Annotated in this window: 23 protein-coding genes; 17 read left to right on the top strand and 6 right to left on the bottom strand. The window is 63.0% G+C overall.

Annotated elements, in window-relative coordinates:
- Positions 1 to 639: a lytic transglycosylase domain-containing protein gene (locus AC6H0W_RS08615; RefSeq protein ID WP_497576746.1), complete on the top strand. Its 639-nt coding sequence runs from the start codon at positions 1 to 3 to the stop codon at positions 637 to 639.
- Here AC6H0W_RS08615 and AC6H0W_RS08610 read toward each other — a convergent pair whose 3' ends face one another.
- The 4 genes from AC6H0W_RS08610 to AC6H0W_RS08595 all read right to left on the bottom strand — a co-directional run bounded on the left by AC6H0W_RS08610 (position 640) and on the right by AC6H0W_RS08595 (position 7,732).
- Positions 640 to 1,254 carry a bactofilin family protein gene (locus AC6H0W_RS08610; protein ID WP_497576745.1) on the bottom strand — a complete coding sequence of 205 codons (615 nt, stop codon included), beginning with the start codon at positions 1,252 to 1,254 and terminating at the stop codon, positions 640 to 642. It abuts the gene before it with no gap.
- A gap of 263 nt (positions 1,255 to 1,517) precedes the next feature.
- Complete coding sequence (tldD, locus tag AC6H0W_RS08605; protein ID WP_497576744.1) at positions 1,518 to 2,963, bottom strand: metalloprotease TldD; 1,446 nt, start codon at positions 2,961 to 2,963, stop codon at positions 1,518 to 1,520.
- 63 nt (positions 2,964 to 3,026) lie between these two features.
- Positions 3,027 to 3,851, bottom strand: coding sequence for a carbon-nitrogen hydrolase family protein (locus tag AC6H0W_RS08600; RefSeq protein ID WP_497576743.1), 825 nt, complete (start codon positions 3,849 to 3,851; stop codon positions 3,027 to 3,029).
- Positions 3,848 to 7,732 carry a YhdP family protein gene (locus tag AC6H0W_RS08595; RefSeq protein ID WP_497576742.1) on the bottom strand — a complete coding sequence of 1,295 codons (3,885 nt, stop codon included), beginning with the start codon at positions 7,730 to 7,732 and terminating at the stop codon, positions 3,848 to 3,850. Before AC6H0W_RS08595 ends, AC6H0W_RS08600 begins: the two co-directional genes overlap by 4 nt.
- Positions 7,733 to 7,975: 243 nt before the next feature.
- On the opposite strand from AC6H0W_RS08595, the gene glnE reads away from it, so the two are divergent.
- From glnE to AC6H0W_RS08570, 5 genes are all read left to right on the top strand, one after another.
- The gene (gene glnE / locus AC6H0W_RS08590; RefSeq protein WP_497576741.1) at positions 7,976 to 10,657 is read left to right on the top strand and encodes a bifunctional [glutamate--ammonia ligase]-adenylyl-L-tyrosine phosphorylase/[glutamate--ammonia-ligase] adenylyltransferase; all 2,682 of its coding nucleotides are present in this window, start codon (positions 7,976 to 7,978) and stop codon (positions 10,655 to 10,657) included.
- The gene (locus AC6H0W_RS08585; RefSeq protein WP_497576740.1) at positions 10,647 to 12,179 is read left to right on the top strand and encodes a CYTH and CHAD domain-containing protein; all 1,533 of its coding nucleotides are present in this window, start codon (positions 10,647 to 10,649) and stop codon (positions 12,177 to 12,179) included. The genes glnE and AC6H0W_RS08585 overlap by 11 nt, the downstream gene beginning before the upstream one ends.
- A gap of 59 nt (positions 12,180 to 12,238) precedes the next feature.
- On the top strand, positions 12,239 to 12,691 hold the full coding sequence (locus tag AC6H0W_RS08580) for a SixA phosphatase family protein (protein ID WP_497576739.1): 453 nt from the start codon (positions 12,239 to 12,241) through the stop codon (positions 12,689 to 12,691).
- A 59-nt stretch (positions 12,692 to 12,750) separates the two neighbouring features.
- A complete protein-coding gene (locus AC6H0W_RS08575) occupies positions 12,751 to 13,329 on the top strand; it encodes a DUF2062 domain-containing protein (RefSeq protein ID WP_497576738.1) in 579 nt (192 codons plus the stop codon).
- Between the two features lie 63 nt (positions 13,330 to 13,392).
- Positions 13,393 to 14,322: a hypothetical protein gene (locus tag AC6H0W_RS08570; RefSeq protein ID WP_497576737.1), complete on the top strand. Its 930-nt coding sequence runs from the start codon at positions 13,393 to 13,395 to the stop codon at positions 14,320 to 14,322.
- A gap of 15 nt (positions 14,323 to 14,337) precedes the next feature.
- On the opposite strand, the gene mnmA is transcribed toward AC6H0W_RS08570, so the two are convergent.
- Together mnmA and AC6H0W_RS08560 are read right to left on the bottom strand one after the other, a co-directional pair.
- The gene (gene mnmA / locus AC6H0W_RS08565) at positions 14,338 to 15,462 is read right to left on the bottom strand and encodes a tRNA 2-thiouridine(34) synthase MnmA (RefSeq protein WP_497576736.1); all 1,125 of its coding nucleotides are present in this window, start codon (positions 15,460 to 15,462) and stop codon (positions 14,338 to 14,340) included.
- A 28-nt stretch (positions 15,463 to 15,490) separates the two neighbouring features.
- Entirely contained in the window at positions 15,491 to 15,946 is a 456-nt protein-coding gene (locus AC6H0W_RS08560) for an NUDIX hydrolase (protein WP_497576735.1), read from the bottom strand.
- 295 nt (positions 15,947 to 16,241) lie between these two features.
- On the opposite strand from AC6H0W_RS08560, the gene AC6H0W_RS08555 reads away from it, so the two are divergent.
- The 11 genes from AC6H0W_RS08555 (at position 16,242) to AC6H0W_RS08505 (ending at position 26,285) form a co-directional block, all read left to right on the top strand.
- Positions 16,242 to 17,603 (top strand): Na(+)-translocating NADH-quinone reductase subunit A, encoded by a 1,362-nt coding sequence (locus AC6H0W_RS08555; RefSeq protein ID WP_497576734.1) that lies wholly within the window; start codon positions 16,242 to 16,244, stop codon positions 17,601 to 17,603.
- Positions 17,603 to 18,814, top strand: coding sequence for an NADH:ubiquinone reductase (Na(+)-transporting) subunit B (locus AC6H0W_RS08550; protein ID WP_497576733.1), 1,212 nt, complete (start codon positions 17,603 to 17,605; stop codon positions 18,812 to 18,814). The genes AC6H0W_RS08555 and AC6H0W_RS08550 overlap by 1 nt, the downstream gene beginning before the upstream one ends.
- Entirely contained in the window at positions 18,801 to 19,631 is an 831-nt protein-coding gene (locus AC6H0W_RS08545) for a Na(+)-translocating NADH-quinone reductase subunit C (protein WP_497576732.1), read from the top strand. Before AC6H0W_RS08550 ends, AC6H0W_RS08545 begins: the two co-directional genes overlap by 14 nt.
- A 3-nt stretch (positions 19,632 to 19,634) precedes the next feature.
- Positions 19,635 to 20,291, top strand: a complete 657-nt coding sequence (locus tag AC6H0W_RS08540) for an NADH:ubiquinone reductase (Na(+)-transporting) subunit D (RefSeq protein WP_497576731.1) — start codon at positions 19,635 to 19,637, stop codon at positions 20,289 to 20,291.
- The gene (gene nqrE, locus AC6H0W_RS08535; protein WP_497576730.1) at positions 20,292 to 20,900 is read left to right on the top strand and encodes an NADH:ubiquinone reductase (Na(+)-transporting) subunit E; all 609 of its coding nucleotides are present in this window, start codon (positions 20,292 to 20,294) and stop codon (positions 20,898 to 20,900) included. It begins immediately after the preceding gene.
- A gap of 19 nt (positions 20,901 to 20,919) precedes the next feature.
- Positions 20,920 to 22,140 carry an NADH:ubiquinone reductase (Na(+)-transporting) subunit F gene (nqrF, locus tag AC6H0W_RS08530; RefSeq protein ID WP_497576729.1) on the top strand — a complete coding sequence of 407 codons (1,221 nt, stop codon included), beginning with the start codon at positions 20,920 to 20,922 and terminating at the stop codon, positions 22,138 to 22,140.
- 55 nt (positions 22,141 to 22,195) lie between these two features.
- Positions 22,196 to 22,390: a (Na+)-NQR maturation NqrM gene (gene nqrM, locus AC6H0W_RS08525; RefSeq protein WP_497576728.1), complete on the top strand. Its 195-nt coding sequence runs from the start codon at positions 22,196 to 22,198 to the stop codon at positions 22,388 to 22,390.
- A 24-nt stretch (positions 22,391 to 22,414) separates the two neighbouring features.
- Positions 22,415 to 22,810 (top strand): CBS domain-containing protein, encoded by a 396-nt coding sequence (locus tag AC6H0W_RS08520; protein WP_497576727.1) that lies wholly within the window; start codon positions 22,415 to 22,417, stop codon positions 22,808 to 22,810.
- Positions 22,811 to 22,964: 154 nt separating this feature from the next.
- Complete coding sequence (locus tag AC6H0W_RS08515; protein ID WP_497576726.1) at positions 22,965 to 23,885, top strand: branched-chain amino acid transaminase; 921 nt, start codon at positions 22,965 to 22,967, stop codon at positions 23,883 to 23,885.
- Between the two features lie 2 nt (positions 23,886 to 23,887).
- Entirely contained in the window at positions 23,888 to 24,850 is a 963-nt protein-coding gene (locus AC6H0W_RS08510) for a hydrolase (RefSeq protein WP_497576725.1), read from the top strand.
- A gap of 52 nt (positions 24,851 to 24,902) precedes the next feature.
- Positions 24,903 to 26,285 (top strand): phosphomannomutase/phosphoglucomutase, encoded by a 1,383-nt coding sequence (locus AC6H0W_RS08505; RefSeq protein ID WP_497576724.1) that lies wholly within the window; start codon positions 24,903 to 24,905, stop codon positions 26,283 to 26,285.
- Positions 26,286 to 26,379 lie beyond the last annotated feature (94 nt).

Below are 26,379 nucleotides of genomic sequence, written 5' to 3'. Positions count from 1 at the left end.
ATGTTCGCCCTGCCGCGCCCTGCCCTCGCCCTGCTCACCGCCTCGATGCTGTGGGCAGGCGCAACGACGGTGCAGGCCGGGGCGCAGATGTATGAGCCCATGTCGGAAAGCGTGCGCGCCGCGCTGCACGCAGCCGTGAGCGATCGGCCGCCAGCGCGGATCGCGCGCGACGACGACGAGTATCTGGGCTGGAGAAACGCCATGTCCGGGCGGCTGGGACGCTGGCTGCCGGATGAAGCCACGCGCATCGACCTGCTTGATACGGTGCATTACGAGGCCACCCGCGCCGGGCTCGACCCGCAATTGGTTCTGGGGCTGATTCAGGTGGAAAGCGCGTTCCGCAAGTACGCCGTATCAAGTGCCGGCGCGCGTGGATACATGCAGATCATGCCTTTCTGGATCGGCGTCATCGGCCGGCCGGACGACAATCTCTTCCACATGCGCACCAATCTGCGCTACGGATGCATCATCCTGCGTCACTATCTGGACATCGAGAAGGGCAATCTGTTTCGCGCCCTGGGGCGCTATAACGGTAGCCTTGGCAAGGCCACCTATCCGAATCTAGTGCGTACCGCCTGGGAAGGAAACTGGGGCATCACTCCTTCTGCCCAGACGGCACGCGTTGCGGCCAATCCGTAATCAGACGGCGACGGCTTCCGCCGCACGTGCGGCATCCTTGCTGTCGCTGTTTTGGGACTTGTCGCTACCACTGCGGCTGGTACGCTCGGCTTCCGAAGCCATCACGTCACCGCAGATCTGGCCACCCTCTTCGATGAAGATCGAACCATAGCGAATCTTGCCGCTGACGCGACCACCGGCGTGGATCACGAGTTGCTCACGCACCGTCAGTTCGCCGTCGAAACGACCGTGAATTTCGGCCACATCGACGCCAACCTTGCCCTCGAAGGCACCGCCGTCAGCGATACGCAGCACACGGCTGTCCATCGTGGCATCCACGCGGCCTTCCACCACCAGCGTGTCGCAATCAAGAATTTCAGCGCCGCGAAGCTTCACGTCCGGGCCGACAATGAGGCTGCTGTCGCGCTTGCCAGAGTCTTCGCGCTCACGCGAGCGAGCGGACAGATCCGGCGAAGTGGTTGCGGCCGGAGCCGAGGGTGCAGCCTGGGCCTGAGTCGGAGCATTCACCCCCGGACGACGCGCAGGTTCGGTCGCGCCGGTCGCCGGAGTGCGCTGGGCCGTACGATTGGCCGCGTTGTCCGCTGGTTTGTTGAACATATTCGGCTTGTTGAACATGGTGTAGCTCCTTGCTGCGAAGATGAAGCCCGCAGTCTAGGGGGTGCACCAAGGCCGAACCGGCGTGACTTGTTTCAAGGTGGTAAGCGATGAATTGGCTCGTAACCGTGACGTCTTCAACAGGGTAAAGGCAGGAAAGGCGTCAGCAAGCCATTTTGGCTGCAGTTCCAGCAATACAGCGGAATGATAGGCAAAACACCATAGGCCAACGTTACAAACATCGGCTTACATCGGCCGAAACACCCCGCCATTGCTGGAAAAAATCAGGCGGTTCCGCCTACGGTCAGGCCATCAATGCGCAACGTGGGCTGCCCGACGCCCACGGGCACGCTTTGCCCGTCCTTGCCACACGTCCCGACCCCTGGGTCAAGTGCCATGTCGTTACCGATCATCGAAACGCGAGTCAGCGCATCCGGGCCGTTGCCGATCAAGGTGGCGCCCTTGACCGGACGCGTGATCTTGCCGTCTTCGATCAGATACGCTTCAGACGCGGAGAACACGAACTTGCCCGAGGTGATATCCACCTGACCACCACCGAAATTAACGGCGTACAGCCCCTTCTTCACCGAACGCAGAATCTCCTCAGGGTGCTTGTCGCCGCCCAGCATGTAGGTATTGGTCATGCGCGGCATAGGCAGATGGGCATACGATTCGCGTCGGCCGTTGCCGGTCGGCGCCACGCCCATCAGGCGAGCATTGAGCATGTCCTGCATGTAGGCGGTGAGGATGCCGTCTTCGATCAGCACCGTGCGGTTGGTCGGGTTGCCTTCGTCGTCCACGGTGAGAGACCCGCGCCGGTCCGCCAGCGTGCCGTCATCGACGACCGTCACGCCACGCGAGGCCACTTGCTGCCCGATGCGGCCGGAAAAAGCCGAGCTTCCCTTACGGTTAAAGTCTCCCTCCAGGCCATGGCCAATGGCTTCGTGCAGCAAGATACCAGGCCAGCCAGAGCCGAGCACAACAGTCATCGTGCCGGCCGGTGCCGCAACCGCGTCGAGGTTGGTGCGGGCCTGATGCACTGCGGCGCGCGCGTATTCGCGCAGGCGTTCATCGGTGAAATACGCATAGTTGAAACGTCCGCCGCCACCGGCACTGCCCTGCTCCCGGCGGGTGCCGTCTTCCATGATGACCGAGAGCGAAACGCGTACAAGCGGACGAACATCCGCAGCCATGTGGCCATCACTGCGCGCTACCATGACCACTTCCCACGAGCCGGCCACATGCGCCATGACCTGCGTGACGCGGGAATCCTCCGCACGAGCAAAGCCCTCGAGACGCTCGAGCAAGCGCACCTTTTCGGTGTCGCCGAGCGAAGCCAGCGGATCATCCCCGCGATACAACGGGGGCATGGCACGTGCGCGGCCGACCGACACGCTGCGCTCGGCTCCGGCATCCGCAATGGCGCGCGTTGCACGGGCTGCAGCATCCAGCGCGGGCAAGGAGATATCGTCGGAATACGCGAAAGCCGTCTTCTCGCCACTCACCGCACGCACGCCGACACCCTGCTCGATGTCGAAGCTGCCGGATTTGACGATGCCCTCTTCCAGGCTCCAGCTCTCCGCCCGGCGGTACTGGAAATACAGGTCGGCGTAGTCGAGACGGTGGCCCATCAGAGTACCGAGCACGCGCTCCAGGTCATGGTCCGCCAGACTGTATGGCGCCAAAAGGTACTGATCAGCAGTCGCGAGGGCCGGGGTGGCAATGTTCATGTCTTTTCCGTCAGATTGGTTCGTGTGGATGGACCACGAAATAGGCTGTTCGATCCCGCCGGCTCACAGACCACCGAGGGTACGGTGCGCAAGCGCAGGCAGTTGGCCACGCACAGCCTCGAGCCGTGCCGAGTCGAGATCGGCAATCACCATCCCGGGCCCCGCTTCGGTCCGGCAGGCAAGCACTTCACCCCACGGGTCGATGATCATCGTGTGCCCCCAGGTCAAACGCCCGCCGGGGTGTTCGCCGCCCTGCGCTGGCGCCACCACGAAACATTGATTCTCGATGGCGCGGGCACGCAGCAGGACCTCCCAATGCGCACGCCCGGTGGTGGCGGTGAACGCCGACGGCACGAAGATGATGTCCGGCGAGCCCAGCGCACGATACAACTCGGGGAAACGCAGGTCGTAACATACCGACAGGCCCAGACGACCAAACGGGGTGTCGAGCGCAACCGGGCTCGTGCCTGCCTCTATGGTACGCGACTCGTCGTAGCGCTCGCCGCCGTTGTCGAAGCCGAACAGGTGGATCTTGTCGTAGCGCGCGGCCTCACGGCCGGACGAATCGAACACCAGCACGGTGTTGCGTACCCTCTGCGATGTCTCAGCCGTCAATGGCAAGGTGCCACCGACAATCCACACGCCAAGCCGCCGCGCGGTAGCCGACAGAAACTGCTGAATAAGCCCTTCGCCGGGCGTCTCACGCGCTCGAACCTTGGCCTGCTCGTCGGGTGACAGCAAGGCGAAGTACTCGGGCAAAGCGACCAAGCCCGCACCTTGCCCTGCGGCCGCTTCGATCTGCTCTTCGGCCACACGCAGGTTGGCATCGATGTCCGGCCCGGACACCGTTTGAATGGCCGCAACGCGGGCCGCGGCTGACATGGTCATGGCGTATATGCCTCCGTCTCGTCATCGGCCGCCTGAGCCTCGCGCGCCGCATTGCCACCCGCGAGCTTCTCCACCTGCGGGTCATCCCAGCGGCCCGTGATGGCGTAACCGTACGCGAACATGCGCTCGATTGGATCGTTCAACGCTTTCTGTGCCAGATACGCAATGAGGCCGGCAACCGGGTTGACCAGACCAGCCGCGGCACCGATGGCAACACCGTCCGTCAGCGCCGGCTGCACCACTGCCTTGAGATCCTGCGTTTCGCGTTTCAAATCGATCGTACCGGCAATCCACACGCGCGCAGCAGGCCCGGCGATCTGGAAATCGTCCGAGTGCAGCACACCTTGCTGCAAGCTCACGTCACCACCGATTCGATCAAACGCAAAACCATCGCTGAAGACATCGCGAAAATCCAGCGCCAGGCGCCGCGGCAAGGCCTGCAGGCTGAGTACGCCGAGCAGACGGCCCACGCCGGGCTCGAGCTTGGCGAAGCGCCCCTTTTCGGCATCAAGGCGGAAAGCGCCATTCAGGCTGGAGTAATCGATACGGGTCGGCGCGCCCTTCCACTCCAGCTCGCCGGTAAGCAGTGCGGCACCATTGCGAATGGTTTCGGGATAGCCCATGCGGCTCAGGAATTGCCCCACATCCGGGCTGTCCAGCCGCACGCTGAGTTGCGTCAGCGGCGCATCGCCGGGCACCCAGCGCCCGCGTGCAGTCAACTTGGCATCGGCATTGGCAAGAGAGGCCGAGTCGATCAGCCATGCACCGTCTTCATTGCGCGCCTGCAAGGCGAGGCGCCCGAGCTCGCTGTCGTTCAGATAGAAGTGTTCGGCCACGATATCCATGTCGGGCATCGACTGCTGCGGGGACTCATCGCGCAAGGCGCGCGACAACACTGCCTTGTCCGCTTCACCGGCATCGCCCTTGCCAAGTCGCAGGTGGTCGAGCCGCAAGGCCAGCGTGCCCTGCTCGCCCTCATGCCAAGCGAAGCCGCCTTGCACCAAGTCACTGGATACCCGCCCATTCCAGGCCCCTTGACTGGCCGTGGCCGTGAGGTCGAAGTGCTTCAACTCTTGATCGAGAACACGCAGGCTTCCGACATTCGCGCGTACGGCCGCCCAAGGCAGCGTGAGACCGTTACCGACGCCCTGCCCCTGCGCCGGGCCGGCAGACTCGGAGTCGATCAGGTCACGCCAGGCGTCAAGATCCAGCTCGTCCAGCGTGACACGCAGGGACAAGCCGTGTTCCGGCATGCGCGCCTCAGAATGGACACCAATCGCGCCGCGCGTGACGTCGAATCGGCCGGCTTCGTCACGCCCGGAAAACACCGCTTCGAGGCGGTCTTCGAGGCTAATCCGGACATCCTGTACGTCCCCGGCAAAGCCCACCTCCACTTGCAACGGCCAGGCCTCCGAAGCGCTCTTGTTGAACGGATGAGGCAAGCTCGACGAGAGTCCCGCCAAGGTCGAACGCACATCCACGCGCGCGCGCCCTTGCGTGACTGCGATATCGGCTTGCCAGTTGGCGCTGCCGGACAAATGCGACAGCCCCGGCCACTCGTATTGCGCTGCCACGGCACGCATCGTGGCGCCGCCTTTCACGTTGAAGCGCACATCACGTGGCGCCAGCGTGCGTGCTGAAATCTGCAGCGGCTGGCCGAAGGCGCGACCACGCCCTTCCTCAATGCCAAAGGTGCTCTCACTGAAGACGACTCGCCCGCTGGCGCGCTCGACGGGCGGCAGCCACTCGGTCACCTTCACCGTGTTACCCGCAAAACGGAAGGCGCCTTTCACTTTGCTCGCATCGACATCGTGCAGGGGCATGACCAACGTCAGGTCGAGCTCCCCTTCCCCTTCTGCGCTCATGTCATCGGTAAAACCGTTGACGGTGTCGCGCACCGGGCTTTCCGAGACGAAGCGAAGGAAGTCGGAGGTTGCGCCCCGGGCCACACCGCGCAGCGTCATCGGCTGCTCGTTGCGCACATCGAGATCGGGCAGCTCAGCCACCACATCACGCAGTTGCACGCCGAAAATGCGGCCCTCGCTGGCCGAGATGCGCAGCCCCGGCCCCTCGAAGCGCAGCGACGCGACGATGCCTTCGATGGCTGGCCAATCCGGTGCGTACTCGAGCACACCATCGGTCAGGTCAACCGTGACAACGAATTCTCCGGAGCCATCTTCGAACGGAAAATCCGCCAGTCCGCCGCGCAGGGTGAGGCGCGCGTCATGCACCATCGCCTTGCGGATTCCCTGCTGCAGCCACGTGCGCGTCTCATCGCCGATGTTGCGTGGCACGTAACGCCACACGCTGTTGCCCTCGGCCCGGTTCAGTCGCGCCGTTACGTCGATCTCGCCAAGCCGCCCGAGCATCGGGCGATACACGCCCTCGGCCTCGCCCGACACGTCCGGGCTCTCGAAGGTCGCGCGCTCAACACGCACTTCCAACCCCTGCTCGCCGCGGCTCCAGCCACCCTCGGCATTCAGCTCATCGAAGGACAGCCGCGATGCCTCGAACACTTGAGGAATGTCGAGCACTGCATCCCGACTGGTGAGAACGAAGCGGCCCGCATCGCCGTCACCGCTTAACTCTCCGCTCAGCCCCTCGGCGCCGGGCAGGGAATCGCTGGGGCGCACGGCCAGACCGGTGAAGCGCCCTTCCAGGCGAGTGATTTCTGGTGTATCGGCACGGCTGGCCCAATCGATGCGCAAGCCTTCGATGCGCCCGCGCGGGTCATGCTCGGTGATGTGCCGACGGGCTGCGTCCGACAGCGGCACATGCGCGGACAGCTGCACGACCACGCCGAGCTCGGCACTGCTCGCACGCAGCGAGCCGCCCGCGTCCGTCAGGTTCAATTCGATATCGGTCGGCTCGACGCGCAAACCGTCTTCGATCTGGAGTTCGAAGCCTTCCAGGGCAAAGCGCGTACCCTTGGCGTCACGAGCGGCGGTCAGGCGCCCATTCGCGCTGCGGGCGGCAAGCTCGGGCAAGTGCTCTTCCAGTTGCACGCGGAAATCGGCGAGCGCGAAATCGACGGCGCCGGCATTGGGCTCTCCGTCTTCAATGGTGCTCCATGCCTCGACGTTGCCGACCCCGGAAACCGGCCATGGGTAATCAAGCCAGGGTGCCAGGCCATCGAGCCGCCCCTCGACCACTTGGGCATGAAGCTGCCCGTCCCAGCGCGAAATGTCGGCCGGACGATCCGAGACGAGATCACCGCGCAGCGAGATGCGCTGTGCAATGGCGACATCCGGTCGCCCCTCCAGCCCGAAACGGTAACGCCCGGCAGTGCGCACCACCCGCAAGCCGAAATGCTCAAGTTCGAGCAGCGGAGCACCACGCAGTCGGTCATCCCAAGCCAGCCGAGCGTTTTCGATGACGAACTCGCCCTGCTCGAACAACCACGCGGCCACCCCGCCGTCGCCATCCGAACCGCTCATCGGCATGCCCGCAACGTGCATGCGCCCGTCGCCATCCCGCACGACCGACACGTCGGGAGAAATCAGCGTAATACGATGGAAGTTCGGCAAGCCGGTAAGCAAAGAAGACCATGCCAGCTCCGCCTCGATCCGCTCGACCCGCAACGGGGACGGCCCCTCCCCGACACTCAGATCAAAGGCCTGCACACGCAAGGCGATGCCCGGCCAGTCGGCTTGCAGGCGCCCGATGCTGACGGGCACGCCGGCCGCCTGTGACAGACGCTGGACCAACCATTCGCGGTGCTCGTCCGCACGGGGAAGCACAAAGCTGCGCACGCCAAGCAAGACAATCACGAACGCAACCACCACCACTGCAACACGCAGTACCCACCGCCCCCAGTTTCCACGGCGTGCGACCCTTTCGGGCGTCGGGGAGGATGCGGGAACAGGGGAGCGATCAGTCATTGGCGAGTGGGCACAGGAACATTCCGGCTGAACCGGGCCTCGCCAGAGCATCTCCGACGGGTGAAACCGGTGTTCAGCTGCACCGCGGCGAAACAACCCGGACAGGCGCTCGCCAGCGCGCCCCATTCTAACAGCGGCGCAGCCCTTGCAGTGCGCAAAGGCCCGCCATGAGTGCGCTTGTCGGCGCAGCCGGCTGCCTGCATCATGGCCGCTGCCCCGTCACACAGCGCAGGATCGCCCACGATGCACGAAGCCCAGATCAGCCACGCCGCAGGTTTGTCGCGCTATCTCCAGCGCATGCTGGACAGCCGGCCGTGGCTCCGCGAACAGCTTGAATCGTCCATTGCTGACGCGCTCGACGCCGAGGCAATGCAGGCCTTCGTCGGCGAGAGTGCCCGCGACGAGGCCGCCCTGCCCGGCGCCTTGCGGCGCTTGCGCACCTGGGTGCTGTGCCACCTTGCCGTGCGCGATCTGTGCGGCGTGGCCAAGCTCGCGGAAGTCACCGAAACCATGACGACGCTGGCCGAATTCAGCATCCAGCTCAGTCACGAGGTGCACCGCGAAGCGCTGGTGGCGCGTCATGGGCTGCCATTGTCACCCTCGGGCTGGGAGCAGGAGCTCATCATCATCGGCATGGGCAAGCTCGGCGGGCGCGAGCTCAATGTCTCGTCGGACATCGACCTGATTTTCGTCTACCCGGAAGACGGCGATACCGGCGGCACCAAGGTCATCAGCAACTTCGAATTCTTCGAGCGACTCGGCAAACGCATCATCAAGACGCTGGCCGACGTCACCGAGCACGGGCAAGTCTTCCGGGTGGACATGCGCCTGCGCCCCAACGGCGATTCCGGGCCGCTGGTGTGCTCGTTCGACACGCTGGAGAGCTACTTCATCACTCAGGGGCGCGAGTGGGAGCGCTACGCCTGGATCAAGGCACGCCCGCTCAACGGCGAACGCTATGCCGAACTCGAGAAAATCGCCCGCCCCTTCGTGTTTCGCAAATACCTCGATTACGGCGCGTTCAATGCCATGCGCAACCTTCATGCGCAGATCCGCCGCGAGGTAACGCGCCGCGAGCGTGCCAACAACGTCAAGATCGGGCCGGGTGGCATCCGCGAAATCGAGTTCATCGCACAAGTTTTCCAGTTGATCCGCGGCGGACGTGATCGTGAACTGCAGATCCGGCCGACGCTGCGGGTGCTGGCCAAACTGGCGGAACGCGGCATCCTCGCTGCGGACACGGTTGACGAGTTGTCCAGCGCCTATGACTTTTTGCGCCGGCTCGAGCACCGGCTGCAGTATCTGGACGACGCGCAGACACACGACCTGCCGGACGCCGCTCAAGATCTCGGTCTGATCGCTCGCGCCATGGAGTTCGACGGAAGCGAGGCCATGCTCGAAAAGCTCGCTGCCATTCGCGAAGTGGTCAGCCGCCACTTCGACGACGTTTTCAGCGACCCAACGGAAAAGGACGGCAAGGACGAGATCGACGCCGTATGGGCGTCTGGCAGCGAAGACGCCTTCGACCCGGTGCTGAGTCAATTGGGCTACGCCGACCCGCAGCGCGTGGCACACCAATTGGCCGAACTGCACGACAGCCCGCGTTATCAGCAATTGCCCACAGAGATCCGCGGGCGACTGGACTCTCTGGTGCCACGTCTCGTCGAGATCGCCGCCGCCACGCAACACCCGGAACAGACGCTGACGCGCTGCCTCAAACTGATCGAGACGATCAGCCGCCGCGGCGCCTATCTGGCGCTGTTGCAGCAATATCCACAGGCCCTCAAGCGCGTGGCTGACCTGATGAGCGCGTCCAGTTGGGCCACCGACTACCTCACCCGTCATCCAATTCTGCTCGACGAACTGCTCGACGACCGCCATATCCACGTGGAGCCCGACTGGCGCGCGCTGGCCTCCGAGCTGGGGCCGGCCCTTGACGCCATCGAGCCTGACATGGAGCACCAGATGGACATGATGCGCGAGCACCATCACGCTCAGGTGTTCCGTCTGCTCACGCAAGACATCGCCGGAAAACTCACCGTCGAACGCCTGGCCGACCACCTCTCGGCGCTCGCCGACCTGATCCTCGAACTCACGCTGCCGCTGGTCTGGCGCAAGATCAAGAGCCGTCACCGCGACACGCCCGCCTTCGCAGTCATCGCCTACGGCAAGCTCGGCGGCAAAGAGCTGGGCTACGCGTCTGATCTGGACATCGTCTTCCTCTTCGAAGACGACGCCCCCGAGGCCATGGAGGTGTATTCGCGCCTCGCCCAGCGGGTGAACACGTGGCTGTCCACCCGCACGGCCGCCGGCATCCTGTTCGAGACCGACCTGCGACTGCGCCCCAACGGCGACGCGGGCCTGCTCGTGACCTCGATCGAGGCCTTCCGCAAGTATCAGCTCGAATCCGCCTGGCCATGGGAGCATCAGGCGCTTTCTCGCGCGCGCTTCTCCGCTGGGGACAAGCAGGTGGGCGAAGCATTCGAGCACATCCGCAGTGAAGTGCTGAGACAGCCACGCGATCTCGCCAAGCTGCGTCAGGACGTGCTGGGTATGCGCCAGAAGATGCGCGACGCCCATGCCGACAAAGCCGAGGATTTCGAACTCAAGCACGATGCGGGTGGGCTGATCGACGTCGAGTTCATGATTCAGTATCTGGTGCTGGGTCACGCTCACGAACACGCCGAACTCGCACGCAACCTCGGCAACATCGCGCTGCTGCGCATGTGCGGCGAGCTTGGCCTGATCCCCGTGGAGCTCGCCGAACAATGCAGTGACAGCTACCGTTTGCTGCGCCGTCTGCAGCATCGCCAGCGCCTCAACGCGGCCGAATCACGCGTCGCGCCGGCAGACGTGGCCGAGGCGCGCGCACCTGTGCAAGCGCTGTGGCGCATTCTTTTCGGCGAGGCCGGTCATGGCGAATGAGATCGAACTCAAGCTCGGGCTGCCGCAAAAGGCGCTCGGCGCCCTGCGCTGCCATCCGTTGATCGCAGCATGCGAGCTGCAAGGCAAGGTCATCACGCTCGACAACGTGTACTTCGACACGCCCGAACTCCACCTCAAACGCAACCGGGTGGCCTTGCGCACACGCAAGGCCGGACGAACGTGGCTGCAGACAGTCAAGGCCGCAGCCACGTCCACCGGCGGCCTGTCGAGCCGGCCGGAGTGGGAGCAGCCGTATCACGGCGCCTTCGACTTCAGCGCCATCGACCATGCCACCATCCGCAAGCTGCTCGAGCGCCACGCAAACGACATCGCGCCGGTATTCAACACGCGCTTTCGCCGTGAAACCCGGCTGTGGGCACCCGACGATCACACTCGCGTGCTGATCATGATCGACAGCGGCAAGGTGATCTCTGGCGAGCAGGCCACACCCATCTGCGAACTCGAACTTGAGCTTGTCAAAGGCACGCCGCAGGATCTGCTCAAGCTCGCCAGACAGCTCGCCACCGACCTTCCCCTGCTGCCGGACGACGTAAGCAAGGCCGAGCGCGGCTTCAGACTGCATCTGGGCACCCCCGCCCAGCCCGCGCGGGCAGAGCCTTCCGACATCACGCCGGACATGACGCCTTTGGAGGCCTTCCGCGCGCTCGCTTTTGCCTGCATCCGCCAATGGCAGAGCAATGCGGCCGGCGCATCGGCGCATCATGCGCCGGAGTTCATCCATCAACTGCGGGTGTCGCAGCGACGCCTGCGCTCGCTGATCCGCCTGTTCGAACCCGCCCTCCCCGCGCAGTTTGTCGCCACTTGGAGCAACGCCCTGAAACGCAACGCAAGCCGCTTCGGAGACGCTCGCGACTTGGACGTGCTGGCGACCGAGTTGCTGCCGGCGGTTCAAACCACCACGCTTGGCGAAGCCAGTCGCCTGGCGCAACTGGGCCAACGTGTAGACACCGAGCGTGCAAAAGCGCGTCAGCAAACCCTCAAAGCCCTCGACCCGGCCGAACAAGGACGCCTGCTGATCGAGATGATGGGCGATTTGTTGTCTTTGCCCAGCAACGACCTGATCGGGTCAGTCGATCTGCGAACGTTCGCAGCGCTGCAACTGGAGCACCTGCGCAAACGCGCAGCACGCCGTCTGGCCGATGCCACCGACCTCATGCCCGAGCATTTGCACGCGCTACGTCTTGCATTCAAGCAACTGCGCTATGGCCTTGAGTTCTTTTTACCGCTACTGCCACGCAAAGCCCCGGCCTATCTCACGGAACTCGCGCGCGTTCAAAACGCTCTGGGGTTCATCAACGATGTCGATATTGCGCGGCATCGCCTCGGCATGTTGTGCAAAAAGGAGCCGGCTCTACGCGAGGCCGCAGCCTTCTTTTGCGGCTGGCACGGGCCACGCCACGCTCGCAAATCACGCCGCAGCGTGCTGGCCGCGAAGGGGCTGCTGCGTGCCACCCACACCCCGTGGGCCGGCCTTCGCCCCGCCACGCGCAAATCGCCGTAATACCTTTGCAACGCCCTCAACGGAGAATCACCGCATTGACGACACGGGACACTCACCGGATGGATTTGCTTCTCTGGCGGCATGCCGAGGCAGTGGACGGCACGCCTGACCTCAGCCGCGAGCTGACCTCACGCGGACAGGAACAGGCACGCGCCATGGCCGCCTGGCTTCAGAAAAACCGCCCACGCAAACTGCGCGTGCTGGCCAGTCCGGCCACGCGCACCCTGCAAACCGTGAAAGCGTTCACGAACGACTTCGAAAAAGTCGCGGCACTTGGCCCCGACGGAAACGTCGCGGGTGCGCTGGCCGCAGCAGGCTGGCCGGACTCCGGCGGAGCCGTGTTGATCGTCGGCCATCAGCCGGCGCTGGGCAGGCTGGCCGCCCTGCTGCTGTCCGGGCAGGAGGCCGACTGGACGATCAAGAAAGGTGCATTATGGTGGTTCACCAATCGCGTGCGCGATGGCGAAACGCAGACCGTCTTGCGCAGCGTGATCCCCGCCGATTTTGCTTGAATGCGGGGCCTGAACACTGAGCCCTGGAACGGCTGGTACGCGTCGGATTACGGGTTAGAATGCCCCACTCCCTGGCGCGCACCATGATCAAACGCTTCCTCCCGACCCACGAGAGCATCAAAGAAAACCGGCTGTTGAGCTGGTTGGGGCCCCGTATTCACGACCCCCTGCTGTGGCAGGTGAACCGTAATTCGGTGGCTCGGGGCGTGGCGATCGGCGTTTTTTTCGGCTTTCTGATTCCGGTCGCGCAAATCCCTGCCGCAGCGGTAGTCGCACTGGCCGTGCGTGCCAACCTGTGGGTTGCGGCGCTTTCCACCCTGGTCAGCAACCCCTTCACATACGGCCCGATCTATATTTTGGCCTACCGCATCGGAGCGAGCATCCTGCCGCCCGTCGCCGTCGCCAAGCCGGTACCCGACGACCACGCAGTCACTGCCCTGCAATGGATCATCGAAGCCATCAACTGGCTCACCGGCATCGGCCGGCCGCTGGTGCTGGGGATGTTGCTGATGGCGGTGGTAGGCGCCATCGTCGGCTACTTCGGCGTACTGCTGGTGTGGCGCACTAACGTCATCCTTAAACGACACAAACAACGTAAACAGCGATCTGCGTCACGGAAGCCCTCCAGCCCTTCGTGACCCGGCGCTTGCATCTGCTGTACCCTGCGCGCTCTTTTGAATGCAGCGAGCCACTTTCACCCGATGAACGATGCGGTTCAAAACGGCACGGTGCGCGTCATCGACGGCGTACGCCGCGTGCATTACGACGGCTACTGGATCAAGGCGTACGATCCGCCGGCCGATTCGCTCAAGGAAAAGCGCCACCTCATCGAGGCCTTGACCCGGCGGCTGTTCAACCATGTCGAGCATGGCATCAACGTGCCGGGCGAGCGGCTTGCCGAAGCCCGCGCCATCTTCGAGGCCGAGCAGGTTCCCGAGCGCAAGCGCGTCAAGGGCGCGATGCTGGCGGGCGCCCTGTTCAACCGCGCCGCCGACAACTTCACCAAGCTGGTGGACCTGCAATCACGGGGCGCCGACATCGATTCGAGCAACCCTTTGATGCGCGAATGCGGAAAATGCTTGCAGGAAGCCCTTGAGTTAGGCCGCCTGGTGCTGCATCGCAGTGGCGAAGAAGGCATCGATGAACTTTGGGGCGAGCCCTTCCGAGCGTTCTCGATCCCCATAGAAGCCTTTTATGAAAGCCGCTACATCAAGATCGCCGAAGCCTTGCGCGGCATTGATCGCATCGCCGGCACCTTGACGCGCACCTTCGGCAACAGTCTGGTGTTTCACGGCATCGAACAGCATATCCAAGCACTGAGCACGGCGGCCAAGATCAAGTGCGAAACGCTGCGCACGGATGACGACATCTTCGACATCTGGACCGATTTCGTCGTGGCGAGCGAACATCTGGCGGCGTTCAGCCCGCGCCTGATCAACACACCCACGGCCGAAACCATTCAGTTCGCTGCCGAGGGCTGCCAGCTCATCTTGCGCGGACGCGACTTGATCGGCGACATCGCACGAGCGCGTGTATCGATGCCCAAAAGCACACGCGAGTTCGTGGAGCGCTGTGAGCGCTACCAGGAACTCGCACGAGAGCATCTGATTCCGTCCGCAATGGGCGCGTGAACGCCGCATGGCGGTTCAGGCGATGATGCCTCCGCCCAGACACACGCGGGATTCGTACACCACCACGCTCTGCCCCGGAGTCAGCGCCCATTGCGGCTGGGCAAAGACGATTTCCGCGTCCTCTGAGCCGACGCTGTCGACCTCGCAAGGCTCGTCTGTGGCGCGATAACGCGGCTTGGCCGAGTACACCCAGTGAGTGTGCGGCTCACGCCCGGCGATCCAGTTCAGATCAATGGCTTTCAGGCGTTCGCGCAGCAGTGCCGGGTGATCATGCCCCTGCACGGCGTACAACACGTTGGCCGCGACGTCCTTCACAGCCACATACCAGGCATCATGCTCGCCAGCAGAATCCTGCTGCCCTTTCACGCCACCGATGCGCAAGCCCTTGCGCTGACCGATGGTGTGATACATGAGCCCCTGATGCTCGCCCAGCACACGCCCGTCGTCCAGGCTGCGAATCTCGCCGGGTTGCACAGGCAGGTAGCGCATCAGAAATTCGCGGAACGGGCGCTCGCCGATGAAACAGATTCCGGTCGAGTCCTTCTTGGTCGCGACATGCAAACCCGCCTCGGCCGCAAGTCGTCGCACATCGCGCTTGTACAGGCTGCCGAGCGGGAACAACGTCTTGGACAGTTGCGCCTGATTCAGCCGGTACAGGAAATAGCTCTGATCCTTGGTGCCGTCTTCGGCTTTCAGCAACTGGTATTCGACCCGGCCATCGTTCTCCCAGCGTCGCACCTGGGCGTAATGGCCGGTGGCGATGCGCTCTGCGCCCAATGCCATGGCATGGTCGAGGAAGCAGCGGAACTTGATCTCGGAGTTGCACAGGATGTCGGGGTTGGGCGTACGGCCGGCCTCATACTCGCGCAGGAAGTCGGCGAACACCCGCTCCTTGTATTCCTTGGAGAAGTTGACGACTTCCAGATCAATGCCGATCACGTCGCACACCGAAGCCACATCGACCAGATCCTGACGCGACGAACAGTACTGGTCGTTGTCGTCATCCTCCCAGTTCTTCATGAACAGGCCCGTGACCCGGTACCCCTGCTGCTTGAGCAGCCAGGCCGTGACGGACGAGTCGACGCCGCCGGACATGCCGACCACGACATGCATTCCTGCGGGGTCTCGTTCAACGGACATCAGCACTTCCTCCACATCAGATCTTTGGTCATGCGCCGTACCACACCAGGTCGAGCGGGTAGCGTTTGCCGGCCAGCCAGTCATCGAGCGAACGCAGCACCAGCGGGCTGCGGTGACGCTCCGCGCTGCCGCGCAACTCGTCTTCGGTCATCCACAAGGCACGCACGATGCCTGCATCCAGCGCCAACCCGGGCAACGCCTCCCCGGCAGTACCGGCAAAAGTGAAACGCACATAGGTGACGTCTTGCGGCATCAGGCGCCAGTGATAGATACCCACCAGTGCGGAGGGCTCGAATGCATGCGCGGTCTCTTCACGCACTTCGCGCACCGCGGCCTCCACAAGCGACTCCGAGGGCTCCAGGTGACCTGCCGGCTGATTCAATCGCAAGCCGACCGAGGTTTCCTCTTCTACCATCAGGAAGCGGCCGTCGCGTTCGATCACCGAGGCCACCGTGACGTGCGGCTTCCAGCTTCTTTCCATCATTGGCAACTCGAGCAAAAGGAACGCGATTCTACCGCTCGCGCCCCTGCTCAGGCGAGGGCCGCGATGCTGCACTGCAAGGCTTTCCGGGCAAATTGACCGCGGTCAATTATGGGTAAAGCTCATACGCCAAAAGTGGCATCAAAATTTGATGTAATCGGCCCGAGCCAGTAACATTGATACGTTTTGTTCAGCCGACCCAAAACGCTTCCTTCCTTGCTCAAGTCAAGGAAATCTAATGGCGTAGCAGCAACTTTCGGGGTTCAGGTCGGCACCCGACAACCAGGATCAGACCTCTATGCTTATAAAGATCAAGAAAGGCCTGGATCTGCCCATCAGCGGAAAGCCGGAGCAGCGTGTAGAAGACGCAAAACCGGTTCGACATGTGGGAGTCATCGGCGTTGATTACGTCGATCTCAAACCCACGATGCTCGTCGCTGAAGGTGACAAGGTCAAACTGGGGCAGCCGCTCTTCGAGCACAAAAAGCTGCCGGGCGTTGTATTCACTGCTCCAGGTGCGGGCGAAGTCGTGGCGATCAATCGCGGCGCTCGACGCATGCTGCAGTCAGTGGTTATCCGCCTTGATGAAACCGAGGAGACAATCGATTTCACCGCCTGTCCTGCTGACCAGCTCAGCTCACTGACTCACGAGCAGGTTCGCGACAAGCTTCTCACCTCCGGTCTGTGGACTTCGTTCAAGACCCGCCCCTTCGGCAAGATCCCCCACCCTGAAACTCGCCCGGCTTCGATTTTCGTCACGGCCATCGACAGCAACCCGCTGTCGGCCGACCCGCAAATCGTCATCAATGCCGACCTCGAGGCGTTCAACAACGGCCTCGCAGTTCTGGCGCCGCTGACCGACGGCCCGTTGTGGGTGTGCAAAGCCGATTCGGCTCGCATTGATACCGCCTCCAGCGACAAGGTTCGCGTCGTCAGCTTCGACGGCCCGCACCCGGCAGGCCTGCCCAGCACGCACATTCACCATCTTGATCCGGTCAGCGCCTCCAAAATGGTATGGCACCTGAACTATCAAGATGTAATCGCGATCGGCAAGTTGTTCACCACTGGCAAGCTGCCGACCGAACGCGTCATCGCCGTGGGCGGCCCCCGCGCCAAGAATCCGCGCCTGCTGCGCACACGTGTCGGCGCAAGCCTGGACGAAGCGCTCGCCGGTGAAACCATCGACGGTGAAAACCTGCGCATCGTGTCGGGCTCGGTCTGGTCCGGCCGTCGCGTCTCGCAGTGGTCTGCCTATCTCGGCCGCCACCATCTGCAAGTCAGCGTGCTGCAGGAAGGCACCCCGCGCGAGTTCATGGGCTGGGTCAACCCCGCCGGCAAGAACAAGTTCTCGATGCTCAACGTGATGCTTTCGAGCTTCAGTCGCGGCAGCAGCCGCCTGTTCGACTTCACGTCTTCGCAGAACGGCAGCCCGCGCGCCCTGGTGCCGCTCACCACCTTCGACAACATCGTTCCGATGGACGTCCTCGTCACCCCGCTGCTGCGCTACCTGCTCGTCAGCGATACAGACATGGCGCAGAAACTTGGCTGCCTTGAACTGGACGAAGAAGACATGGCGCTGTGCTCCTTTGTATGCGTCGGCAAGCACGATTACGCCCCGGTGCTCCGTCAAAACCTTAGCTTGATTGAGAGGGAAGGCTGATGTCAGGCATTCGACGCTTCCTTGACCGGATCGAGCCGCAGTTCCACAAAGGCGGCCGATTCGAGAAGTACTACGCGATGTACGAGATGGTGGATACGTTCCTGTATTCCCCGCCCGACACCACCCGCACCGCTCCGCACGTCCGTGACGGCATCGACCTCAAGCGCATGATGAGCTACGTGGTCGTTGCCCTGCTGCCGTGCATCATCTGGAGCTGGTACAACAGCGGCTATCAGGCCAACCTCGCGCTGACCGAACTCGACATCGTTCGTGAAGACTGGCGCGGCGCGCTGCTGGCGGCATTCGGCATCGGCTTCAACCCCAACAGCCTGTTCGCGAACCTGGCGCATGGCTTCTTGCTCTTCCTGCCGCTCTACCTGACGACGCTGATCGTCGGTGGTCTGTGGGAGGTCCTCTTCGCCACCGTGCGCAACCACGAAGTAAACGAAGGCTTCCTCGTCACTTCGATGCTGTTCACGCTGACCCTGCCGCCTGAAATGCCGCTGTGGATGGTTGCCATCGGCATCAGCTTCGGCGTGGTCATCGGCAAGGAAGCCTTCGGTGGCACGGGCAAGAACTTCCTGAACCCGGCGCTTACCGGCCGTGCCTTCCTGTACTTCGCCTATCCGGCCGAGATTTCAGGCGATCAGGTTTGGGTTGCAGTGGATGGCTTCTCCTACGCCACCCCGCTCGGCCTCGGCGAAACCGGCGGTTTGGCGGCCATCACCGAGAACGTGAGCTGGATGCAGGCCTTCCTCGGCATCATGCCGGGCTCGCTGGGCGAAACCTCGACGCTGGCAATCCTGATCGGTGCAGCCTTCCTGCTCTACACCCGCATCGCCTCCTGGCGCATCATGGCGGGCGTGGCGGTCGGCGTAGCCATCACCGCGTTGATCTTCAATGCGCTGGCAAGCGATGCTCGCCCGATGATGGCCGTGCCGTTCTACTGGCACTACGTCCTCGGCGGTCTGGCCTTCGGCGCCGTGTTCATGGCAACCGACCCGGTTTCGGCCTCCATGACCAATGCCGGCCGCTGGGCCTTCGGCATCCTGATCGGCTTCATGACGGTCGTGATCCGCTGCATCAACCCGGCCTTCCCGGAAGGCATCATGCTGGCGATTCTGTTCGCCAACCTTTTCGCACCACTGATCGACTACGTGGTGATCCAGATGAACATCCGACGGAGGGAGCGCCGCCATGTCAGCGCCTGAGCAAAAATCCGCCGGCGGCCCGCTGGCATCCATCCTCGCCCTGCCGAACGATAGCGGCAAGAAGACGCTGTTCATGGCCGTCACTGTATGTCTCGTGTGCTCGGTGGTCGTCGCTTCGGCGGCCGTCGGTCTGCGCCCGATTCAGGTGGCCAACCAGGAAGCCGACCGCATCCGCAACATCGTGGAAGTGGCAGGCGTATCACAGCCTGGCCAGTCTGCAGCCGACGCGTTCCGCGAAAACGTCGAATCGATGCTGATCCGCCTTGAGGATGGCACCGAGAGCGACGCCTACGACGTCGCCACGTTCGACATCGAGCGCGCAGCGAAAGACCCGGACATGTCCAAGGCTCTTTCGCGCTCCGAAGACCCGGCAAACATCAAGCGCAAGCCTGAGTACATGCCGGTGTATGTGGTGCGCAACGAAGCCGGCGACGTCCAGACCTTGATCCTGCCGGTGCACGGTGCAGGCCTGTGGTCGACGCTGTACGGCTTCCTCGCGCTTGAGGGCGACCTCAACACCATCAACGGCCTGAAGTTCTATCAGCACGCTGAAACTCCGGGTCTGGGTGGCGAAGTCGACAACCCGAACTGGCGCGCGATCTGGAACGGCAAGGTTGCCTACGACGACAATGGCCGTCCGGCAATCCAGCTCGTCAAGGGCGGTGTCGACCACTCTGCTCCGGGCAACGAAAGCCGCATCGACTCTCTCGCCGGTGCAACGCTTACCGCGCGCGGCGTCGAGAACCTGATCAACTACTGGCTCGGCGAGGACGGCTACGGCCCCTTCATCGAACGCCTTCGTAACGAAAGGGGCTAAGCCATGGCAAGCGATACCAAGAAGCTTATTTCCTCCCCGGTCGCGGATAACAACCCGATCATTCTGCAGGTTCTGGGGATCTGTTCGGCACTCGCGGTTACCACCAAGATGTCGACCGCTTTCACGATGTGCATCGCGCTCACCGCTGTGCTGTGCGGCTCGAACGTGCTGATCTCGCTGATCCGCAACCACATCCCGAGCAGCATCCGCATCATCATCGAGATGACCATCATCGCCTCGCTGGTGATTCTCGTGGATCAGCTGCTGAAAGCGTTTGCCTTCGGCCTCTCCAAAGAGATGTCGGTGTTCGTTGGCCTGATCATCACCAACTGCATCGTGCTCGGTCGCGCGGAAGCCTTCGCCCTGAAAAACCCCCCGCTTCCCAGCTTCTGGGACGGTCTGGGCAACGGCCTCGGCTACAGCGCCATTCTGCTGATCGTCGGCTTCGTGCGTGAGCTCTTCGGCTCGGGCTCGCTGTTCGGCGTGCAGATCCTGTCGCTCGCCAAGGATGGTGGCTGGTACGTGCCCAACGGCATGCTGCTGCTGCCGCCGAGCGCCTTCTTCCTGATCGGTCTGATCATCTGGGGTGTGCGTGCATGGAAGCCCGCACAGGTCGAGAAGCCCGATTTCCAGATCCAGCATCGTGCCGAGGTGTCGTAAATGGAAGCCTTGTTCAATCTCTTCATTACTGCGGTTTTCGTTGAAAACCTCGCACTCGCCTTCTTCCTGGGCATGTGCACGTTCCTGGCCATCTCCAAGCAGATCGGCGCCGCCTTCGGTCTCGGCATCGCCGTTGTGGCAGTTCAGGCCCTCACCGTCCCGGTGAACCACCTGATCTACTACTACCTGCTGCGTGACGGTGCGTTGGCCTGGGCGGGTCTTCCCGACGTCAACCTGAACTTCCTCGGCCTGATCGTGTACATCGGCGTCATCGCCGCGCTCGTGCAGATCCTCGAGATGTTCCTCGACAAGTACGTGCCGGCGCTCTACAACGCGCTGGGTGTGTACATGCCGCTGATCACGGTGAACTGCGCCATTCTGGGCGGCACCCTGTTCATGGTCGAGCGTGACTACAACTTCGCCGAAAGCGTGACCTACGGCGTGGGCTCCGGCGTGGGCTGGGCCCTTGCGATTACCGCCTTGGCGGGCATTCGCGAGAAGCTCAAGTACTCCGACATCCCCGCTGGTCTGCAGGGGCTTGGCATCACGTTCATCGCAACCGGTTTGATGTCGCTGGGCTTCATGGCCTTCTCCGGCATCCAGCTCTGACGCGAAGAGGTATCCACACATGACTGAAATCATTCTCGGTGTTTTCTTCTTCGTCGCGATCGTCATCGTACTGGTGTACGTGATTCTCGCGGCGCGCTCGAAGCTGGTGGCAACCGGCAACGTGAAGATCAACATCAACCACGAAAAGACCATCGAAGTGCCGGTCGGCGGCAAGCTGCTGGGTGCCTTGGCCAACGCCAAACTGTTCGTGGGCTCTGCCTGCGGCGGCGGCGGCACCTGCGCTCAGTGCAAGGTCAAGGTCTTCGAGGGCGGCGGCGCCATCCTCCCGACCGAGACCGGCCACATCAACAAGCGCCAGGCCCGTGAAGGCGAGCGTCTGGCGTGCCAGGTCGCGGTCAAGCAGGACATGACCATCGAGGTCCCGGAAGAGGTCTTCGGCGTCAAGAAGTGGGAGTGCACCGTGCGCTCCAACGACAACGTCGCGACCTTCATCAAGGAGCTCGTGCTCGAACTGCCGCCGGGCGAGAACGTCGACTTCCGTGCTGGCGGCTACATCCAGATCGAAGCGCCCCCGCACGAAGTCGACTTCAAGAACTTCGAGATCGCTGATCGCTTCCGCGACGACTGGGACCGCTTCAACGTTTGGCAGTACAAGTCCAAGGTTGACGAAGAAACCATCCGCGCCTACTCGATGGCCAACTATCCGGAAGAGAAGGGCATCATCATGCTCAACGTCCGGATCGCCACGCCGCCGCCGCGCGCCGAAGGCGTACCGCCGGGCAAGATGTCTTCCTTCATCTTCAACCTGAAGGCTGGCGACAAGGTCACCATTTCCGGTCCGTTCGGCGAGTTCTTCGCCCGCGAAACCGAGAACGAAATGGTGTTCATCGGCGGTGGTGCCGGCATGGCGCCGATGCGCTCGCACATCTTCGATCAGCTTGGCCGCCTCAAGTCCAAGCGCAAGATGACCTTCTGGTACGGCGCCCGCTCCAAGCGTGAAATGTTCTACGTCAACGACTTCGACACCCTCGCAGCCGAGAACGAGAACTTCACCTGGCACTGCGCGTTGTCCGACCCGCTGCCCGAAGACAACTGGACGGGCTACACGGGCTTCATCCACAATGTCCTGTATGAGAACTACCTCAAGGACCATCCGGCTCCCGAGGATTGCGAGTTCTACATGTGCGGACCTCCGATGATGAACGCGGCGGTCATCCAGATGCTTCTCGATCTGGGCGTGGAACGCGAAAACATCATGCTCGACGACTTCGGCGGCTGATGTCCCATCGGCGCCCCTTCCCCGGGGGCGCCGTAACTCCACCACAGGAGACTGCATGTCCATCTACATCGTCACTTTCCTGATCATGGTTGTTGCTGTTCTTGCCATGGCCGTTGGCGTACTGGCCGGTCGCAAACCCATCGCCGGCAGCTGTGGCGGACTCGACAAATTCAACATCGAATGCGTCGCAGGCTGTGACAAGCCCTGCCCCAAGCGCGAAGCGCGCGCTCAAGCCGAACAACACCAATAAAGCGCTCTCAAGAGGGGACAAATCATGCTCAAGTCGCTACTCGTCAAAGACTACATGTCCGGTGATCCGCTTTCGTTCAATCCGGACATGGACGTACTCGATGCCATCCACTTGCTGCTCAAGCATGAAATGACCGGAGCCCCCGTTACCGACCACACCGGTCGCGTCGTGGGCTTCCTGTCCGAGAAAGACTGCATCAAGGTCGCGATAAGCGCCTCGTACCACGAAGAACGCGGCGGTCGCGTCAAGGAATTCATGTCCGCCAACGTCATCACGCTGGAACCGAGCTCCTCGTTGATGGAAGCCGCCGAAATGTTCGTCGGCAGCCCCATCCGCTGCTATCCGGTCGTTCAGGAAGGCAAACTCGTTGGGCAACTGTCCCGCCGTAACATCCTCACGGCACTCGAGAAGCTCTGGTAAGCGCCTTCAGCAGCTCACCTGCATGCAAGCCGGCTACATGCCGGCTTTTTTCATGCTTGAGGCGCCCAACGCAGCCCTCCGATTACGCTAGAATTCAAGCTTTTCCGCCCACCACCGGGCGGTGATGCCCCTACACCCGCTGGAGAATTCGAACATGTCCATGGCCGACCGTGATGGCTTCATCTGGTACGACGGCAAACTCGTACCGTGGCGCGATGCAACCACTCACGTACTCACCCATTCGTTGCACTACGGCCTGGCCGTGTTCGAGGGCGTGCGGGCGTACAAGACCGAGCGCGGCACGGCGATCTTCCGTCTCCAGGAACACACCAAGCGCCTGCTCAACTCGGGCAAGATCTACATGATGAACATCCCCTTCAGCCTCGAAGAGCTGATGGAGGCCCAGTGCGAAGTGGTGCGCTCGAACAAGCTGGAATCAGGCTATCTGCGCCCCATCGCCTTTTACGGCTCCGAGAAGATGGGCATCTCCACCCGCGGCGCAACGGTGCACGTGAGCGTCGCTGCCTGGCCCTGGGGCGCGTATCTGGGTGAAGACGGCATCGAGCGCGGCATCCGCGTGAAAACCTCGTCCTACGCACGCCACCACGTGAACGTCACCATGCCGCGCGCCAAGGTCGCCAGCACCTATGCCAACTCGATTCTGGCCAACCTGGAAGTGACGGGCCAAGGCTACGACGAAGCGCTGTTGCTCGATACCCAGGGCTTCGTCGCCGAGGGTGCCGGTGAGAACCTGTTCGTGATCAAGGACGGCAAGATCTACGAACCGGAGATCGCATCCGCCCTGACCGGCATCACGCGCGACTCGGTGATGACCATCGCTCGCGAATTCGGCCTGGAAGTGCAATCCAAGCGCCTCACCCGCGACGACATCTACATTGCCGACGAAGCCTTCTTCACCGGCACCGCGGCTGAGGTCACGCCCATCCGTGAGCTCGACGACCGCATCATCGGCAACGGTGCGCGTGGGCCCATCACCCAGAAGATCCAGGCACGCTACTTCGACGTGGTGAATGGCCGCGCGCCGGAGTACGACCACTGGCTGACCTACGTCTGAGCGTGAGCCCGCGCCCGGCATCGCCTTGGTGGCTGCCGGGCGCCCACCTCCAGACCATTTACCCCCTGCTCCGCAAGCCGCCTGCCCCGGCATGGCGACGCGAGCGTCTCGACACGCCGGACGGCGATTTCATCGATCTCGACTGGCTGCATCACCCCGCCGCGGAAACGGCGCCGCTGGTCGTGCTGTTTCACGGGCTGGAGGGCTCCAGCCAATCCCACTATGCACGCAGCTTGATGCACGCCGTCGCGCTACGCGGCTGGCGCGGCGTAGTGCCACATTTCCGTGGCTGCTCTGGTGAGCCCAACCGGCTCGCACGCGCCTATCACTCCGGCGACAGCGCAGAAATCGGCTGGATTCTTGAACAGCTTCGGCCGCGCGCGTCTGGTGCCCCGATGTTTTCCGTGGGAGTGTCTCTGGGTGGCAACGCACTGCTCAAATGCCTCGGCGAACGTGAAGCCGCCGCACGCGCATATGTCGCCGCTGCGGTGGCCATCTGCCCTCCGCTCGATCTCACCGTCTCAGGCCATGCGCTGGCGCTTGGTTTCAACCGCGTCTACACGCGCCACTTCCTCGATACGCTTCGACCCAAGGCACTCGCCAAACTTCAGCGCTTTCCCGACTTGTTCGACCACGGCCGCATGCAGCGTGCAACCACGCTGTATGACTTCGACGACGTGTATACCGGCCCTGTACACGGTTTCTCCGGGGCAGACGATTATTGGAGACGGGCCTCATCCCGCCCCTGGCTGGGTGGCATTACCGTTCCGACGCTATTACTGACCGCCGCCAACGACCCGTTCGTACCGCCTGCTGCCCTACCAGCGAGCGCCGAGCGCTCACCCGCGCTCACGCATGAACACAGCGCCTGGGGCGGCCACGTCGGTTTTGTAACCGGCCCTTTCCCCGGGGGACTGAATTGGCTCGCCGCACGTACACTGACTTTTCTGGATCGCTCGCTCTGAGCCCCCCCTGTTCGAACACTCACAATCTCATCACACCGGATAAAGCGCCGTCATGAAATACGCACTCCCTGCCCCCGAGATTTTCAAAGCCTATGACATCCGCGGCATCGTTGATCGCAGCCTGACTTCGGATTCGGTGCGCGCCATCGGCCACGCGCTTGGCTCAGAAGCCGTTGCCCGCGGCCAGAAGAGCATCGCCATCGGCCGCGATGGCCGCCTCTCGGGGCCTGAACTGGCCGGCGCCCTGGCAGACGGCATTCGCGCCGCCGGCGTGAACGTCATCGACATCGGCGCCGTACCGACCCCGCTGACCTACTTCGCTGCGCACCAACTCGGTGTGCATTCCTGCGTCAGCGTAACCGGCAGCCATAATCCGCCCGACTACAACGGTCTGAAGATGGTGCTCGGCGGCAAAACCCTGCACGGCGAGCTGATTCAGGACCTGCGCCGCCGCATCGCCGAGGACGATCTGGCGCATGGCGAAGGCACGCTTTCGCACGCCAGCGTCATCGATGACTATGTGCAGCGCGTGCTCTCGGACACCAAACTGGCCCGCCCGATGAAGCTGGTGGTCGATTGCGGCAACGGCATTGCCGGCGCAGTGGCTCCGCAACTGCTCAAAGGCCTGGGCTGCGAGTTGGTGGAATTGTTCTGCGACGTTGACGGCACGTTCCCCAACCATCACCCCGACCCCTCCAAGCCCGAAAACCTCGAAGACGTCATTCGCGCGTTGAAGGAAACCGATGCCGAGCTGGGTCTGGCCTTCGACGGCGACGGCGACCGCCTCGGCGTCGTCACGCGCGACGGGCAGATCATCTACCCCGACCGCCAGCTGATGCTGTTCGCGGCCGACGTACTGTCACGCGTTCCGGGCGGCGAGATCATCTACGACGTCAAATGCACGCGTCTGCTTGATGGCTGGATTCGCGAGCACGGCGGCAAGCCCACCATGTGGAACACCGGCCACGCTCTGATCAAGGGCAAGCTCGCGGAAACCGGCGCCCCGCTCGCGGGCGAGATGAGCGGCCACGTATTCTTCAAGGAGCGCTGGTACGGCTTTGACGACGGCCTGTACGCCGCCGTGCGCCTTCTGGAGATCCTGTCGCGCCACGATGACCCCAGCGCCGTGCTCAACGCCCTGCCGGACGCGCTGTGCACGCCTGAGCTCAACATCCGCATGGAGGAAGGCGAGCCGTTCGAGCTGGTGCGCAAACTGCGCGAAAGCGCCAAATTCGATGGTGCGGAGCGCCTCATCAAACTCGACGGCGTGCGCGTGGAATACGCCGACGGCTTCGGCTTGGCCCGCGCATCCAACACCACTCCGGTGGTCGTACTGCGATTCGAGGCCGACAATCAGCAAGCCATCGAGCGCATCCAGAACGACTTCCGCAAAGCCATCGAAACCGCTTGGCCGGGGCTGACACTGCCGTTCTGAAGACGCCGAAGAAGACTGGCCATGCCCGCAGCGGCATGGTCAAAACAAACGGGGCGGCCCGCAAGCCGCCCCGTTTCATTTTGCGCGATCCCCC

It is taken from the genome of Pseudazoarcus sp. NS20 (assembly GCF_059703745.1).
This window is presented reverse-complemented; position numbering and strand designations above follow the sequence as displayed.

Excerpts from the sequence above, each read along its gene's own strand:
- nqrF (WP_497576729.1), top strand. The coding sequence starts at position 20,920 with ATGACTGAAATCATTCTCGGTGTTTTCTTCTTCGTCGCGATCGTCATC.
- AC6H0W_RS08600 (WP_497576743.1), bottom strand. The coding sequence starts at position 3,851 with ATGACCATGTCAGCCGCGGCCCGCGTTGCGGCCATTCAAACGGTGTCC.
- AC6H0W_RS08615 (WP_497576746.1), top strand. The coding sequence starts at position 1 with ATGTTCGCCCTGCCGCGCCCTGCCCTCGCCCTGCTCACCGCCTCGATG.
- mnmA (WP_497576736.1), bottom strand. The coding sequence starts at position 15,462 with ATGTCCGTTGAACGAGACCCCGCAGGAATGCATGTCGTGGTCGGCATG.
- nqrE (WP_497576730.1), top strand. The coding sequence starts at position 20,292 with ATGGAAGCCTTGTTCAATCTCTTCATTACTGCGGTTTTCGTTGAAAAC.
- AC6H0W_RS08575 (WP_497576738.1), top strand. The coding sequence starts at position 12,751 with ATGCCCCACTCCCTGGCGCGCACCATGATCAAACGCTTCCTCCCGACC.
- glnE (WP_497576741.1), top strand. The coding sequence starts at position 7,976 with ATGCACGAAGCCCAGATCAGCCACGCCGCAGGTTTGTCGCGCTATCTC.
- AC6H0W_RS08520 (WP_497576727.1), top strand. The coding sequence starts at position 22,415 with ATGCTCAAGTCGCTACTCGTCAAAGACTACATGTCCGGTGATCCGCTT.
- AC6H0W_RS08545 (WP_497576732.1), top strand. The coding sequence starts at position 18,801 with ATGTCAGCGCCTGAGCAAAAATCCGCCGGCGGCCCGCTGGCATCCATC.
- AC6H0W_RS08550 (WP_497576733.1), top strand. The coding sequence starts at position 17,603 with ATGTCAGGCATTCGACGCTTCCTTGACCGGATCGAGCCGCAGTTCCAC.
- AC6H0W_RS08585 (WP_497576740.1), top strand. The coding sequence starts at position 10,647 with ATGGCGAATGAGATCGAACTCAAGCTCGGGCTGCCGCAAAAGGCGCTC.
- AC6H0W_RS08505 (WP_497576724.1), top strand. The coding sequence starts at position 24,903 with ATGAAATACGCACTCCCTGCCCCCGAGATTTTCAAAGCCTATGACATC.
- AC6H0W_RS08610 (WP_497576745.1), bottom strand. The coding sequence starts at position 1,254 with ATGTTCAACAAGCCGAATATGTTCAACAAACCAGCGGACAACGCGGCC.
- AC6H0W_RS08560 (WP_497576735.1), bottom strand. The coding sequence starts at position 15,946 with ATGATGGAAAGAAGCTGGAAGCCGCACGTCACGGTGGCCTCGGTGATC.
- AC6H0W_RS08515 (WP_497576726.1), top strand. The coding sequence starts at position 22,965 with ATGTCCATGGCCGACCGTGATGGCTTCATCTGGTACGACGGCAAACTC.
- AC6H0W_RS08555 (WP_497576734.1), top strand. The coding sequence starts at position 16,242 with ATGCTTATAAAGATCAAGAAAGGCCTGGATCTGCCCATCAGCGGAAAG.
- AC6H0W_RS08540 (WP_497576731.1), top strand. The coding sequence starts at position 19,635 with ATGGCAAGCGATACCAAGAAGCTTATTTCCTCCCCGGTCGCGGATAAC.
- AC6H0W_RS08580 (WP_497576739.1), top strand. The coding sequence starts at position 12,239 with ATGGATTTGCTTCTCTGGCGGCATGCCGAGGCAGTGGACGGCACGCCT.
- tldD (WP_497576744.1), bottom strand. The coding sequence starts at position 2,963 with ATGAACATTGCCACCCCGGCCCTCGCGACTGCTGATCAGTACCTTTTG.
- AC6H0W_RS08570 (WP_497576737.1), top strand. The coding sequence starts at position 13,393 with ATGAACGATGCGGTTCAAAACGGCACGGTGCGCGTCATCGACGGCGTA.
- nqrM (WP_497576728.1), top strand. The coding sequence starts at position 22,196 with ATGTCCATCTACATCGTCACTTTCCTGATCATGGTTGTTGCTGTTCTT.
- AC6H0W_RS08595 (WP_497576742.1), bottom strand. The coding sequence starts at position 7,732 with ATGACTGATCGCTCCCCTGTTCCCGCATCCTCCCCGACGCCCGAAAGG.